Source organism: Enterovirga rhinocerotis (assembly GCF_004363955.1).
Classification (GTDB): domain Bacteria; phylum Pseudomonadota; class Alphaproteobacteria; order Rhizobiales; family Beijerinckiaceae; genus Enterovirga; species Enterovirga rhinocerotis.
Window position 1 is genome coordinate 382,396 of record NZ_SNZR01000014.1, and the last position, 13,722, is coordinate 396,117.

Annotated in this window: 12 protein-coding genes; 7 read left to right on the forward strand and 5 right to left on the reverse strand. The window is 68.9% G+C overall.

Features of this window, described 5'->3' with window-relative positions; all coding sequences use genetic code 11:
* Window positions 1-25 precede the first annotated feature (25 nt).
* Window positions 26-586, reverse strand: a complete 561-nt coding sequence (locus EV668_RS18505; protein ID WP_245513301.1) for a TetR/AcrR family transcriptional regulator — start codon at window positions 584-586, stop codon at window positions 26-28.
* A 295-nt stretch (window positions 587-881) separates the two neighbouring features.
* Here EV668_RS18505 and EV668_RS18510 point away from each other — a divergent pair, with 295 nt between their 5' ends.
* Complete coding sequence (locus EV668_RS18510) at window positions 882-4,292, forward strand: acyl-[ACP]--phospholipid O-acyltransferase (protein ID WP_133772816.1); 3,411 nt, start codon at window positions 882-884, stop codon at window positions 4,290-4,292.
* Between the two features lie 74 nt (window positions 4,293-4,366).
* Complete coding sequence (locus EV668_RS18515) at window positions 4,367-4,636, forward strand: hypothetical protein (RefSeq protein WP_133772818.1); 270 nt, start codon at window positions 4,367-4,369, stop codon at window positions 4,634-4,636.
* Between the two features lie 49 nt (window positions 4,637-4,685).
* Here the strand turns inward: EV668_RS18515 and EV668_RS18520 are convergent, their stop codons facing one another.
* Window positions 4,686-5,342 (reverse strand): TetR/AcrR family transcriptional regulator, encoded by a 657-nt coding sequence (locus EV668_RS18520; protein WP_133772819.1) that lies wholly within the window; start codon window positions 5,340-5,342, stop codon window positions 4,686-4,688.
* An 80-nt stretch (window positions 5,343-5,422) separates the two neighbouring features.
* Here EV668_RS18520 and EV668_RS18525 point away from each other — a divergent pair, with 80 nt between their 5' ends.
* The gene (locus EV668_RS18525) at window positions 5,423-6,163 is read left to right on the forward strand and encodes an SDR family NAD(P)-dependent oxidoreductase (RefSeq protein WP_133772821.1); all 741 of its coding nucleotides are present in this window, start codon (window positions 5,423-5,425) and stop codon (window positions 6,161-6,163) included.
* Between the two features lie 21 nt (window positions 6,164-6,184).
* On the opposite strand, the gene EV668_RS18530 is transcribed toward EV668_RS18525, so the two are convergent.
* Window positions 6,185-6,481, reverse strand: a complete 297-nt coding sequence (locus tag EV668_RS18530) for a hypothetical protein (protein ID WP_133772823.1) — start codon at window positions 6,479-6,481, stop codon at window positions 6,185-6,187.
* Between the two features lie 174 nt (window positions 6,482-6,655).
* On the opposite strand from EV668_RS18530, the gene EV668_RS18535 reads away from it, so the two are divergent.
* Window positions 6,656-7,948 carry an adenylosuccinate synthase gene (locus EV668_RS18535; protein ID WP_133772825.1) on the forward strand — a complete coding sequence of 431 codons (1,293 nt, stop codon included), beginning with the start codon at window positions 6,656-6,658 and terminating at the stop codon, window positions 7,946-7,948.
* Between the two features lie 27 nt (window positions 7,949-7,975).
* Window positions 7,976-9,112, forward strand: a complete 1,137-nt coding sequence (locus EV668_RS18540; protein WP_133772827.1) for a histidine kinase — start codon at window positions 7,976-7,978, stop codon at window positions 9,110-9,112.
* 27 nt (window positions 9,113-9,139) lie between these two features.
* Here EV668_RS18540 and EV668_RS18545 read toward each other — a convergent pair whose 3' ends face one another.
* Together EV668_RS18545 and EV668_RS18550 are read right to left on the reverse strand one after the other, a co-directional pair.
* Window positions 9,140-9,895 carry a M48 family metallopeptidase gene (locus EV668_RS18545; RefSeq protein ID WP_133772830.1) on the reverse strand — a complete coding sequence of 252 codons (756 nt, stop codon included), beginning with the start codon at window positions 9,893-9,895 and terminating at the stop codon, window positions 9,140-9,142.
* A 54-nt stretch (window positions 9,896-9,949) separates the two neighbouring features.
* The gene (locus EV668_RS18550; protein WP_133772832.1) at window positions 9,950-11,272 is read right to left on the reverse strand and encodes a polyhydroxyalkanoate depolymerase; all 1,323 of its coding nucleotides are present in this window, start codon (window positions 11,270-11,272) and stop codon (window positions 9,950-9,952) included.
* A gap of 214 nt (window positions 11,273-11,486) precedes the next feature.
* Here EV668_RS18550 and EV668_RS18555 point away from each other — a divergent pair, with 214 nt between their 5' ends.
* On the forward strand, window positions 11,487-12,341 hold the full coding sequence (locus EV668_RS18555; RefSeq protein WP_133772834.1) for a prohibitin family protein: 855 nt from the start codon (window positions 11,487-11,489) through the stop codon (window positions 12,339-12,341).
* A 19-nt stretch (window positions 12,342-12,360) separates the two neighbouring features.
* Complete coding sequence (locus EV668_RS18560) at window positions 12,361-13,722, forward strand: ActS/PrrB/RegB family redox-sensitive histidine kinase (protein WP_133772836.1); 1,362 nt, start codon at window positions 12,361-12,363, stop codon at window positions 13,720-13,722.

A 13,722-nucleotide genomic window follows, 5' to 3' on the forward strand; every position in this document is an offset into this window, starting at 1 on the left:
GCCGATGGATGGGTCGCGGCAGGTCTCAGCTGTGTGTTCCTCCCGGCAGCCCCCTCACGCTCGCCCGCACCAGGGTCTCGATCATGGCGGGCACGTCGTCCTGGCCGACGGGGCCGAGGCCCCCGACCTCGCCGAGATAGACCATGCCGTGGACGCTGGACCACAGGGCCTTGGCGACGAGGGGGATGCGGCCCGGCGGCAGGCCGTCGAGATCGACCAGAACCGATTCGATCACCGCGAACAGCGCCGCGATCTCGGCGGCGATGGCGGGAGGCGCGGCGATGGTCGTGCGGTCGAACATCGCCGCCCAGGCTTCGCGGTTCGCCCGCGCGAAACCGAGATAGGCCTCCGCAAGACAGAGCAGGCGGTCGGTGACGGAGCCGGAGCGCCCGGAACGGAGCGCGTCGACGAGATGGTGCCGGAGCGCCCGCATCGTCACGGCATTGGCTTCGAGCTTCAGCGTCTCGAGATTGGCGAAGGCGCCGTAGACCGAGCCGACCGCCGCGCCGGCCCGCTCGGCCACCGCGCGGGCCGTTAGCGCGGCCGATCCTCCCTCGCGAAGGAGATCGACGGCCGCCGCGATCATCCCGGCGCGATCCGCCTCCCGGGCCGCGCCTTCCTTGCGGGGGCGTCCTCTAGCTTTTTTATGAACATCGATCATTTTATATCTTGCGCAGGCTTCGCGGCCACGGTATCGGTTTGCGTAACGTTGTTCAAATAACTCCTTCGCCGCCGCCTCTCGGGGTGGACCCGGCATCGGGGATATCGTCTATGGTCGCCGGAATGCCTCGCGAGATCGTCCTGCGCCCCGCCGGCCACCTCTGATCCGTCGTCTGCGCTTCGGCGCATCAGCCCTTTCCCCCGCGCTCCGGGAGGCCAGCTTGGCCCAGACCTCCTTCCACCTCCTCCGCAGCCGCCGCTTCGCTCCCCTCTTCTGGACGCAGGCCCTTGGCGGCTTCAACGACAACCTCTTCAAACAGGCGATGGCCCTGTTCGTGGCCTACCGGGCGGGGGCATCGTCCGCGCTCGATCCGGCCTCGCTCACGGCGCTCGCGGGGGCGACCTTCGTCGCGCCCTTCATCTTCCTGTCGGCCTTCGCGGGGACGCTCGCCGACACGATGGACAAGGGCGTGCTGGCGCGCCGGCTCAAGGTCCTCGAGATCGTCATCATGGTCGGTGCGGCGTTCGCGCTGATCTCCGGCAGCCTGATCGGCCTCTTCGCCGTGCTCTTCCTGCTCGGCTGCCAGGCGGCCCTGTTCGGGCCGGTGAAATACGCGCTGCTCCCGGCCCATCTGAAGCCGCAGGAACTGGTCGACGGGAACGCGCTCGTCGAGGGCGCGACCTTCATCGCGATCCTGCTGGGCAGCATCCTCGGCGGCGCGCTGATTGGCAGCGAATCCGGCGCCTTCTGGGTCTCGATCGGGCTGCTCGCCATGGCGGCGATCGGCCTCGCATCCTCGCAGTTCATCCCGGCCGCGCCGCCCGTCGCCGATCCGAACGCCATGGGCGCGACCTCGAGCCTCGGCATCCTGCGGGAGGCGCGGGCGAACCGAACGGCGTGGCTGTCGATCCTCGGCATCTCCTGGTTCTGGGTCGTCGGCGCGACGCTGCTCTCCTTCGTCCCGCCGCTCGCCCGCGATCTTCTCGGGGGCGGGGAGGCCGTGGCGAGCGTCCTGCTCGGCGTCTTCTCGGTCGGCATCGCGATCGGCTCGCTTCTCTGCGCGCGCAGCCTCAAGGGCGAGATCTCGCCCCGGCCCGTGCCTTTCGCCGCGCTCGCGATGTCGGCCCTCCTCGTCGTCTTCGCGCTGGTGATGACGGCCCTGCCGACGCCGCCATCCCTCGGCCGGCACGTCGCCGAGGTGGTCATGGCGCCGGGGGCGATCTTCGTCGCCGGCACCCTCTTCGCCCTCGCCGTGGCGGCGGGCTTCTATGCCGTGCCGCTCTTCGCGATCCTCCAGCATTCGGCCCCCGAGGACGCGAAGGCGCGCATGATCGGCGCCAACAACATCGTCAACTCGCTGATGATGGTGGCGGGCGCGATCGTCGTCGCGGTCCTGTCCTCGGCCCTGAAGTTCTCGCTGCCGACCCTCGCCCTGATCCTCGCCGCCCTGAACCTCGTGGCGGCCCTGATCATGGTGCGGCTCCTGTCGCGGATCGTGCTGAAGGCGGTCGTCAAGTCGATCCTCTCCTTCGTCTACGATGTCGAGGTGCGCGGCGAGGAGAACGTCGCCAAGGCCGGCGCGCGCCGGATCGTCGTCGCCAACCACCAGTCCTTCCTCGACGGCCTCGTGGTCGCGGCCTTCATGCCGGGCGACCCGGTCTTCGCCGTCGACACCACCATCGCCAAGAAGTGGTGGTCGCGCCCGCTCCTCGCGCTCGTCGATTACGCCGCGCTCGATCCGACCAACCCGATGGCGCTGAAATCGCTCGCGCGCGAGGTCGAGCAGGGCCGCATGCTGGTCATCTTCCCCGAGGGGCGGCTCACCGTCACGGGCTCGCTGATGAAGGTCTATGACGGGCCCGGCCTCGTCGCCGACCGGACCGGCGCCGACCTGATCCCGGTGCGGATCGACGGGGTCCAGCACACGATGTTCACGCGCCTCGCGGGCCGCGTCGCGCGCAAGATGGCGCCGAAGATCACGCTGACCGTGATGCCGCCCTGCCGGCTCGACGTCGATCCCGCGATCAAGGGGCGCGCCCGCCGCAAGATCGCGGGCCAGCGCCTCTACGACGTGATGTCGGAGACGCTGTTCCGGTCCTCGAACATCGACCGGACGCTGTTCCGCTCGCTCCTCGACGCCGCCGCGCTGAACGGGCGCAGCCGGCCGATCATCGAGGATATCGACTTCAACCCCCTCGGCTACGGCCGGCTGATCGCCGGTGCCTATGTGCTCGGGGCGAAGCTCCGGCGCTTCGCCTCGGAGGGCGAGGCGGTCGGCATCCTGCTGCCGAACTCGGTCGGGGCGATCGTCACCTTCTTCGCTCTTCAATCGACGAAGCGCGTGCCGGCCATGCTGAACGTCTCGACGGGTGCTGCCGGCATGGCGGCCGCCTGCCGCATCGCCAAGGTGGCGACGGTGCTCTCGTCGCGGCGCTTCGTGGAGAAGGCGAAGCTCCAGGCCGTCGCGGCCGAACTGGAGAAGAGGGTCCGGATCGTCTATCTGGAGGATATCCGCGAGACCGTGGGGCCGCTCGACAAGATCGCCGGGCTCGCGAAATCCTATCTCCCCTTCCTCGCCTACGAGGATGCCCATCCGGACAGCGCCGCGGTCGTCCTCTTCACCTCGGGCTCCGAAGGCTCGCCGAAGGGCGTCGTCCTCACCCACCGGAACCTCCAGGCGAACCGCTATCAGGTCGGCGCCCGCATCGCCTTCAACACGCGCGATGTCGTCTTCAACGCGCTGCCGATGTTCCATTCCTTCGGCCTGACGATCGGCACGCTGCTGCCGATCCTCGCGGGCATCAAGACCTTCCTCTACCCCTCGCCGCTCCACTACCGGATCGTGCCGGAGCTGATCTACCAGACCAACGCCACCGTCTTCTTCGCCACCGACACCTTCCTGCGCGGCTATGCCCGGATGGCGAACCCCTACGACTTCCATTCCGTCCGCATCGTCGGAGCGGGCGCCGAGCGGGTCTCGGACGAGACGCGCAAGACGTGGTCGGAGCGGTTCGGCGTGCGCATCCTCGAAGGCTACGGCGCGACCGAGACGGGGCCCGTCATCGCCTTCAACACGCCGATGCATTTCAAGGCCGGGACGGTCGGGCGGCCGATGCCGGGCCTCGAGGTGCGGATCGAGCCCGTGACCGGCATCGAGGGCGCGGGGCGGCTGCTCGTGAAGGGGCCGAACGTGATGGCGGGCTATTTCCGCGACACCGCGCCCGGCGTGATCGAGCCCGTCACGGATGGCTGGTACGATACCGGCGACATCGTCGCGATCGACGAGGACGGCTTCGTCGCGATCAAGGGGCGCGCCAAGCGCTTCGCCAAGATCGCGGGCGAGATGGTCTCGCTCGGCGCGGTCGAGGATCTCGCCGCGAAGGTCTCGCCCGGCCACCGCCACGCCGCCGTCGCTCGACCGGACGCGCGCAAGGGCGAGGCTGTCGTGCTCCTCAGCGAGGACCCCGCCCTTACACGCGAGGCCATCGCCAAGGCGGCGTCCGCGGCCGGGGTGCCCGAGATCATGCTGCCGCGCGAGGTGATCGCCGGTGCCGCGATCCCGGTCCTCGGAACGGGCAAGACGGACTACGTCACCCTTGCGGCTCAGGCTCAGGCGAAGGCGGCGGCCTGAGCGCCGCCTGCTGGCGGATGGGCCCCTTGCCGAATTTGGCCCCTGGCCCATCTGATTCGTGGTAGAAGCTGGCCATGGCAAACGCGTACGCCTTCGATACTCTCGGCTATGCGCGTGCTCTTGAAGAGGCGGGCGTGGAGCGCAGGCAGTCTGAAGCGCATGCGACTGCGGCGCGAAGCTTCATTCTGGCCGAGGTGGCAACGAAGAGAGACATCGACAGTCTGCGCACCGAGCTCAACCAGAAGATCGAGAACTCGCGGCTCACGACGATCATCGCGATCGGCGGGTTCAACGCCGCCCTCCTCGCAGCCGCGAGCGTCATCTTCAAGATGATGTCGCAGTAAACCATAGCTTGTGCCGGCCGAGGGTTGATCCCCTCTCTGACCGCCGGCGTCATACCGCACGGTCAGGCGCGCACCTGACGAGAGCATCCCAGCCCGCCATGGCTGCGCGCGCAACGCCTTCCAATTCGATCCTCGTCGCTCCGTCGCGCGCCTGGAGCGAGAGGCCTCCCTGGACGGCCGCATAGAAGCGGGCGATCGCTCCGGTATCGATGCCGGCCGGCAACTCGCCTTCGGAGACCGCCCGGTCCAGCCGCCCTCGCAGGCGGGTCAGGCTCTCGGCCCGCATGGACGCGACGAGACGCCCAAGGTCCTCGCATCCCTCGCCGCCCACCGCGGAGAGCGTCACCATGCAGCCGCAAGGGGCCTCGCTGGATCCCGCCAGTCCGGCGGCGGAGTCGAGAAGAAACGCCTCGATCGCCTCCCGCGCCGTCGCGGCCTCGCCGAAGCGGGACCAGATGCGGTGGCCATTCTGCGCCTCGTAGAACTCGAGCGCCTCCCGATAGAGGCCTCCCTTCGAGCCGAACGCCGCGTAAAGGCTCGGCGAGCCGATGCCCATCGCCTGGGTCAGATCGGAGAGCGAGGTCGCCGAGAAGCCCTTTCGCCAGAACAGCGTCATCGCTGCGGCGAGCGCGGCATCGCGGTCGAAGCCTCGCGGGCGTCCCCGCCGCCGGACCGAGGCCGCGGTGTGGTCGGACACATTCTGCATCGAACGATCTATAAATCGCTTGAGGCGGCGGGCAACCGTTCTAAGATTGTGTATCGATCAACACAGAATGGAGTGCGGACGTGTCGGATTTGAGCGGAAAGCGGGCGCTGGTCACCGGCGCCTCACGTGGCATCGGCGCGGCGATCGCCCTCGATCTCGCCAAGGCGGGAACGGACGTGGCGATCACCTACGAGAAATCGGCCGACCGGGCGGCGGAGGTGGTGCGCGGCATCGAAGCCCTCGGGCGGCGCGGCTTCGCCCTTCAGGCGGACAGCGCCGACGCAGCGGCAGTGAAGCGCTCCGTCGACGAGGCGGCGGCGAAGCTCGGCGGTCTCGATATCCTGGTCAACAATGCCGGCATCGTGCGGGGAGGTCCGCTGGCGGAGACGACCCTCGCGGATATCGACGCGCTCATTGCGGTGAATATCCGCTCGGTGGTTCTCGCGTCCCAGGCCGCCCTGGCCCATCTGCCGGATGGCGGACGGATCGTCTCCATCGGCTCGTCGCTCTCCAAGCGCGTGCCCTTTGGCGGAGTGACCGTCTATTCCATGACGAAATCGGCCCTGCTCTCGTTCACGCAGGGCCTGGCGCGCGAACTCGGAGGACGCGCCATCACGGTGAACCTTGTCCTGCCGGGTTCGACCGATACCGACATGAACCCCGCCAACGGCGAAGCCGCGGCGACGCAGTTGGCGCTCAATGCCCTCGGCCGATACGGACGGCCGGAGGATATCGCGGCCGCCGTCTCCTTCCTCGCCGGATCCGGCGCGCGCCAGATCACGGGCACGAGCATCACGGTCGACGGCGGCGCCAACGCCTGAGCGGCCGCCCAGGGCCGACCGTCAGCATCCCCGGCAGATGCCTGTCCGGATGCGGCGGTCGATCTCCTGGCTTTTCCGGTCGAGATCGGGCCGGGTGCCGCTGCCTTCGCCGAGGGGAGCGCCGGGGGGCTTTCGCCGGCCGGTCTCGGCGATGGAGCCGGTGCGGTCGGCGGCACCGGCTGTCGCGGGTGGGGCATCGCCGACTGGCGGAATTCCTCCGCCCCGGATCACGGTGTCGGGATTCGACGCGGGCTGGGCCAGAGCCGCCCCGGACAGGATCCAGCCGGCCAATCCGAGCGAGGCAATGATGCGTTTCATGCGCTTCCTCCGTATCCCAAGGATAAAAGGTCTCAAGCGGGCTGCGGTTCCCGCGAATCCGGCCTCGGCTTGACCCTTGCGGCGCGATCGGAGAGAACACGCCGCAACACGTCGAACGGTGTTGCCCGGCCGAGAGCCGGGTTTTTTGTGTCCGATCGACCGTCGAGGTGATCCGTGGCGAATGTGGTGGTTGTCGGCGCCCAATGGGGCGACGAGGGCAAAGGCAAGATCGTCGACTGGCTGTGCGAACAGGCCGACGTGGTGGTGCGCTTCCAGGGCGGGCACAATGCCGGCCATACGCTCGTGATCGACGGGACGACGTACAAGCTCTCCCTGCTTCCCTCGGGCGTAGTGCGTCCGGGCAAGCTCGCGGTCATCGGCAACGGCGTCGTCGTCGATCCCTGGCATCTCGTCCAGGAAATCGATTCGCTTCGCGGACAGGGCGTCGAGATCTCGCCGGAGACGCTGAAGCTCGCCGACAACGCGACCCTGATCCTGCCCCTGCACCGCGAGTTGGACCATTTCCGCGAGACGGCGAATGCCGGGCTGAAGATCGGCACCACGAAGCGCGGCATCGGCCCCGCTTACGAGGACAAGGTCGGCCGCCGCGCGATCCGCGTCGTCGATCTCGGCAACGAAGCCGTTCTCAAGACGAAGATCGAGCGCCTCCTCGCTCACCACAACGCGCTGCGCCGCGGGCTCGGCATCGAGGAAGTGGATGGCGAGGCGCTGCTGGCCGAGCTGGTCGCGCTGGCGCCGAAGGTGCTGCCCTATGTCGAGCGCGTCTGGTCGCTTCTCGACGACGTCCGGCGGTCCGGCAAGCGCATCCTGTTCGAGGGTGCGCAGGGCGCGCTGCTCGACGTCGACCACGGCACCTATCCCTTCGTCACCTCGTCGAACATCGTTGCGGCGCAGGCCGCGACGGGATCCGGCATGGGTCCGAAGGCGCTCGGCACCGTCCTCGGCATCGCCAAGGCCTATACGACCCGCGTCGGTGAGGGGCCGTTCCCGACCGAGCTCACCGACGAGATCGGCGAACTTCTCGGCTCGCGCGGCCGCGAATTCGGCGTCGTGACGGGCCGCAAGCGCCGCTGCGGCTGGTTCGATGCGGTGCTCGTCCGCCAGACGGTCAAGACCTGCGGCATCGACGGCATCGCCCTGACGAAGCTCGACGTGCTCGACGGGTTCGAGCAGCTCAAGGTCTGCACCGCCTATCGGCTCGACGGCGAGGTGATCGACCACCTGCCCGCGTGCCAGGCCGCGCAGGCCCGGGTCGAGCCGATCTACGAGGAGATCGAGGGCTGGCGGGAGACCACGGCGGGGGCTCGCTCCTGGGCCTCGCTTCCCGCCCAGGCGGTCAAATATGTCCGCAGGATCGAGGAATTGATCGGAGCCCAGGTGACGGTCCTATCGACCTCGCCGGAGCGGAACGATACGATCCTCGTTCGGAATCCTTTCGAAGACTGACGGGACACAGGGCCGACCGACCGGACGATGGCCGATTATTATCCCCTGCTGGCGCGAGCCCTCGATGGCCTGTCGGACAATACGCCCGACACGCGCGCGCTCGTCTTCGACCGGGCCAGGGCCGCTCTGACGAGCCAGCTGCGGGCCGTGCAACCGCCGCTGGCGGACGAGGAGCTCGCCCGCGAGATCGCGTCGCTCGACGAGGCCATCTCGCGTGCCGAGCGCGCCTATTCCGCCTCCGAACGGAGCGCGGCGGCGCCTCTTCCGCCCGAGCCGCCGGAACCGGCGGTCGAGCCCGTGCGGCCGCGGGTTGGCGGAACGCCGATCCGGAGCCCGCGGCGCGGACGCTCGCTTCTCACCGCCTTCGGTCTCGTGGCCGTGATCGTTCCGCTCGCTGTCGCCGCGTGGCTGTGGCGCGACAAGCCGGCAGCCCCGTCGGAGGTGGCGACGAGCCGTCCCGTCGAGACGCAGCCGGCGCCGGCGCCGAGCGAGCCCAAATTTCCCGAACGCGTCGGCGGAGAGCCGGCGCCCGAGAGCGGCGGGGCGGCCAAGCCGACGCAGGCTCCCCCGGCGAGCAAGCCCCCGGCCGCAGCAGCGCCGGCCGCCGAAGTGCCGGTGGCGCAGAAGGCCGCGCTGGTCGAGGAAAACACCCAGGACCCGCAGCAGCCGAAGGTGACGTCGGGCCGCGCGCTCTGGCGCCTCGACGCGTTCAATCCGGGGCAGGGCCAGCCGCTCGAGACGGCCGTCAGGGCGACGGTCGAGATCCCGGATGCCGGGCTCGTCCTGCATCTCACCCTGCGCAAGAATCTCGACAAGTCGCTGCCGGCCTCGCACACGATGGAGCTGGCCTTCACGACGAGCCCGGCGGGCGACACGAACAAGATGGTCCGCGACGTCAATCCGCCTCTGTTCCGGGCGGACGACTCGGCGCGCGGCCTGCCGGTCGCGGCCCTCTCGGTCCCTGTGAAGGAGAACCTGTTCCTGATCGGGCTGTCGGATCTGCGCGGCGACCTCGAGCGCAACGCGGAACTGATCCGCAACCGCAACTGGATCGAGGTGCCGCTGCGCTTCGCGTCCGGCACGCGCGCGACCCTCGTCTTCGAGAAGGGCGTCGGCGGCAATCGCGTGATCGAAGAAGCCTATAAGGCCTGGGGTCAGCCCTGACCGCACGAGGCCGAGGAGCCTGGGTCGTCACCCATATCGGTGCAGCCCGCTCCCGTTGCCATTGAGCCAGGCTTCCGCCTCGTCCGTGCGCGGGCAGAGGCGGTGGACGTGGCGCCAGAACCGCGACGAATGGTTCAGCTCCTTGAGATGCGCCACCTCGTGGGCGGCGAGGTAATCCAGCACGAAGGGCGGCGCCAGGATCAGGCGCCAGGAGAAGCTCAGCGACCCCGTCGAGGAGCACGAGCCCCAGCGGCTGCGGGTATCGCGCAGCGAAAGCCGTGTGAACGAGACCCCGAGCGCGGCGGCGTGGCGGCCGGCCGCCTCCCTGAGATCGGTCTCGGCCTCGGCGGCGAGGAAGCGGCGCACGCGGCCCGGAACCGCGGCTTCCTCGCCCGACACGGCGATCACGATGTCCCCGTCCGGATCGGAGGCAAGCCGCGTCAGCCCCCGGACGCGCGACCAATGAACGATCCGGTGGGGTTCGCCGCGAAGCGGGATGCTGGTTCCCGCCGTGAAGGGCACCCGCTCCGGCACGCGCGCGAGACGGTTGGCGATCCAGCCGCCATGGGCATCGAGGAACGACTGCGCAGAGCGAAGATCGGCGCGCGGCGGCAGCGTCAGCAGCACCTCTCCGGTCGCCGACGAGACGCGCAGGGTGATGCGCCTCGCGCTATCCCGGCGCCGGAGCCCGACGGCGACCGGTCGGCCGCCGGCCGTGACCGTCAGGCTGTCCGGCTCCGCGGGGGAGGCGCCGAATCGCAGGAATCGCCGAAGCCGGAGCATGGCCGGAATCTGCCTTCGGACGCCCGGCTTGTCACCTCGCCCCGTCGGGGCAGGTCAGCGCGAGCCGGCGGCTTCAGCCGGGTGCGGGAACAGTTCCGGCTCGTCCGAGCGAGCCGGCGCCGCGGCACGGATCGGCACGCCCCGCGCCGCCATGTCGTGCGTGATGGTGAAGTCGGTGATGCGCGGCGCGATCTCGGCGCGGAAGCGCGAGCCGTTGAAGACGCCGTAATGGCCGACCCGCGGCTGAAGGTGATACGCCTTCTTGTCCGAGGACAGGTTGGGCGTCAGATCCAGCGCCGCGAGCGTCTGGCCGATCCCCGAGATGTCGTCCTTCTCGCCTTCGACGGCCATGATGGCACAGCGGCGGATGGCCATCAGGTCGATCGGCTGCCCGCGATGCGTCATCTCCCCCTTGGGGAGGCAATGCTCGACGAAGACCTTCTCGACGGTCTCGAGATAGAACTCGGCGGTCAGGTCCATCACGGCGAGATACTCGTCGTAGAACTCGCGGTGCTTCTCCGCCGCGTCGCCGTCGTCCCGCACGAGGTGGTTGAACATGTCCCGGTGCGCCGTCACGTGGCGGTCGAGGTTCATGGCCATGAAGCCCGAGAGCTGGAGGAAGCCCGGATAGACCTGCCGCATCGCGCCCGGATAGCCGAAGGGCACGGTGTGGATGCAATGGCGCTTGAACCAGTCGACCCCGCGCTCCTCCGCGAGCAGGTTCACGGCGGTGGGGGACCGCCTCGTATCGACCGGCCCGCCCATGAGGGTCATGGAGAGCGGAATATGCGGGCTGTCCTCCGCCTCGAGGCGGGCGACGGCCGCGATCACCGGCACCGACGGCTGGCAGACGCCGAGGAGGTGGAGATCCGGACCGAGGTCCCGGCACATCTCCTTGACGTAGTCGATATAGTCGTCGAGCCCGAAGAAGCCGTCCGTCAGCGGCACCATGGACGCGTCGGCCCAGTCCGTGATCATCACGTCGTGGGTCGGCAGGAAGGCCTCGACCGTGCCGCGCAGCAGCGTGGCGTAATGGCCCGACATCGGCGCGACGATCAGGAGCTTCGGCTGCTTGCGGATCCGGCCGCCGCGCCGGAAGCGGATCACGTTGCCGAAGGGCCTCGACCAGACGATCTCCTCGGTCACGGCGACCCGCTCTCCGCCGACCATCGTCGAGGCCAGCCCGAAGGCGGGCTTCTCGTAGCGGCGGGTCATCCGCTCGAACATCTCGCAGGCCGCGAGGAGCGAGCGCGCCGCAGGCGTCCCGCGCAGCGGATTGAGGGGATTGTCGATCATCAGCCGGGCCATGTCGTTGGCCGCACGGGCCGGCGCCAGCCACATCTGGGCGGCGTCGTACCAGAAATACGCGTTGTCCATCTCGACTCCGACTGACGCGCCGTCCGGGCCATCGGAGGCCGGACGGTCAGGAGACCTCAGTTCAGCAAGCCTGTCCAACATCTTTCGCCTTGATCCAAGGTGAACATGGGGGCGGCGCGACATTTCGGTCACGGGATCGCTCAGCAATTTCGCTGACGCGGCCCGGTTCCGCCCTTAAACAGCGCCCGGGTCTTCCAACTGGCCGGGGGGTGGCATGAATCGGATTCTGAGCATCGTCGTTGCGACGGTTGTCGTGCTGGCGGGTCTGTCGGTCCTCTTCGGCACCTGGTACACGATCGACCAGGGTGTCCGTGGCGTCATCTTGCGGAACGGAGCGCTCATCGGCGTCGCGCAGCCGGGGCTCGGCTTCAAGCTCCCGCTGATCGATACGGTCCAGAAGATCTCGGTGCAGACGCATGTCGAGAACTTCGACAACATGCATACCTATTCGAAGGACCAGCAGCCGGCGCTGCTGAAGCTGTCGGTGAACTACCGGGTGTCGCCGGACCGGGTGGCCGACCTGTACTCCCTCTACGGATCGGTCGAGGGGGCGCTGGCCCGCATGATCCGCCCCTACGTCAACCAGCAATCGAAGATCGTCTTCGGCGGCTATACGGCCGTCAGCGCGATCCAGGATCGCGGCAAGCTGAATGCCGAGGTCGCGCAGGCCATCGAGAACTCCGTCAAAGGACCGATCGAGATCGAATCCGTGCAGATCGAGAGCATCGATTTCTCGAAGGCCTACGAACAGTCGATCGAGCAGCGCATGCTGGCGGAGGTCGAGGTGCAGCGGCTGCGCCAGAATGCCGACCGCGAGAAGGTGCAGGCCGAGATCACGGTCACGCAGGCCACGGCCCGCGCCAATGCGGTCCGTGCCCAGGCCCAGGCCGAGGCCGATGCCATCCGGGTGAAGGGTGAGGCCGAGGCGACCGCCATCCGCGCGCGCGGCGCGGCGCTCGGCGACAATCCCCACCTCGTCAATCTCGTCCAGGCCGAGCGGTGGAACGGAGTCCTGCCGACGACGATGGTCCCCGGCGGGGCCGTGCCGATGATCAGCATGAACCGCTGACGGGGAAGGCGAGGGTGTGATGATCGACCACGAGATCCTGGCCTTCGGCCGCGAAGCGCGTCGACTGAAGGTCGACACGCTCGTGCGGCTGCGCTGGCTCGCGGTCACGGGGCAGTGCCTCGCCGTGGCGCTGGTCAAGTTCCAGCTCGGCTACAAGCTGCCCTTCGCCTTCTGCGTGCTCGCGATCGCGGCGTCGGTCGCGGTCAATCTCTGGCTGCAATTGCGCTCGCCGGCGAGCTATCGCCTGAGTGACGATTTTGCCTTCGCGCTGCTCGCCTTCGACATCGTGCAGCTCGCGGTCCTGCTGTTCCTGACCGGCGGGCTGCAGAACCCCTTCGCCATCCTCTTCCTGGCGCCGGTCCTGATGTCCGCCGCCTCGCTCTCGCCGATGCGGACCCTGGGGCTCGGCCTCGTCGCGGCGGCCTGCGCCAGCATCCTCGCGCGCTACCATATGGCGCTGCCCTGGAGCCCGCCCGGGGGCCTCGACCTGCCCTGGATGTATGTCGCCGGGATCTGGGCGGCGATCCTCCTCGGCCTCGCCTTCACTGGAGCCTTCGCCTACCGGATCGCGGAGGAGGCGCGGCAGCTCGGCGACGCGCTCGCCGCGACCGAGCTCGTCCTCGCGCGCGAGCAGCATCTCTCGCAGCTCGACGGCCTCGCGGCGGCGGCGGCGCACGAACTCGGCACGCCGCTGGCGACGATCAGGCTCGTCGCCAAGGAACTCGCCAATCAGGCTGAGCCGGACAGTGCCATCGCCGAGGATATCGCGCTGCTGCGGGGGGAGGTCGAGCGCTGTCGGGTGATCCTGTCGAAACTGACCTCGCTCGGGGACGACGACGAGGCCGGCTTCTTCGCCATCATGTCCCTGGGGCAGCTTCTGGAGGAGGTCGCGGGCCCGGACCGGGCGCTCGATGTCGAGATCGAGGTCGAGCGCTCCGGGGAAGGGACCGAGCCGATGTGCCGACGCTCGCCGGGCCTGATCTACGGACTCGGCAACCTTCTCGACAATGCCGCCGACTTCGCGCGCACGAAGGTGTCGATGACCGCACGCTGGACGGACGAGACCGTGTCGATCGAGATCGCCGATGACGGGCCCGGCTTCGCGCCGGATGTGCTCCTGCGCATCGGAGAGCCCTATGTCACGACGCGCGGACGAGGGCGGGACGGCGAGGGGTCGGGCCTCGGCCTCGGCCTGTTCATCGCGAAGACGCTGATCGAGCGATCGCGGGGCAACCTGACCCTGCTCAATGCCGGCCCGCAGGGCGGTGCCGTGGCCCGCATCGTCTGGGCACGGGAGGAATTCGAACGCGATGTGCGCAGCAACACGGACGATGCGGCCGATGGCCTCACCAACGCCGAAATCGTTCCTATATCTCCGTAA

What these genes read in the sequence shown, in the direction of transcription:
- EV668_RS18505 (WP_245513301.1), bottom strand. Translation starts at nt 586, where the DNA reads ATGATCGCGGCGGCCGTCGATCTCCTTCGCGAGGGAGGATCGGCCGCG.
- EV668_RS18515 (WP_133772818.1), top strand. Translation starts at nt 4,367, where the DNA reads ATGGCAAACGCGTACGCCTTCGATACTCTCGGCTATGCGCGTGCTCTT.
- EV668_RS18520 (WP_133772819.1), bottom strand. Translation starts at nt 5,342, where the DNA reads ATGCAGAATGTGTCCGACCACACCGCGGCCTCGGTCCGGCGGCGGGGA.
- EV668_RS18530 (WP_133772823.1), bottom strand. Translation starts at nt 6,481, where the DNA reads ATGAAACGCATCATTGCCTCGCTCGGATTGGCCGGCTGGATCCTGTCC.
- EV668_RS18540 (WP_133772827.1), top strand. Translation starts at nt 7,976, where the DNA reads ATGGCCGATTATTATCCCCTGCTGGCGCGAGCCCTCGATGGCCTGTCG.
- EV668_RS18545 (WP_133772830.1), bottom strand. Translation starts at nt 9,895, where the DNA reads ATGCTCCGGCTTCGGCGATTCCTGCGATTCGGCGCCTCCCCCGCGGAG.
- EV668_RS18550 (WP_133772832.1), bottom strand. Translation starts at nt 11,272, where the DNA reads ATGGACAACGCGTATTTCTGGTACGACGCCGCCCAGATGTGGCTGGCG.
- EV668_RS18555 (WP_133772834.1), top strand. Translation starts at nt 11,487, where the DNA reads ATGAATCGGATTCTGAGCATCGTCGTTGCGACGGTTGTCGTGCTGGCG.
- EV668_RS18560 (WP_133772836.1), top strand. Translation starts at nt 12,361, where the DNA reads ATGATCGACCACGAGATCCTGGCCTTCGGCCGCGAAGCGCGTCGACTG.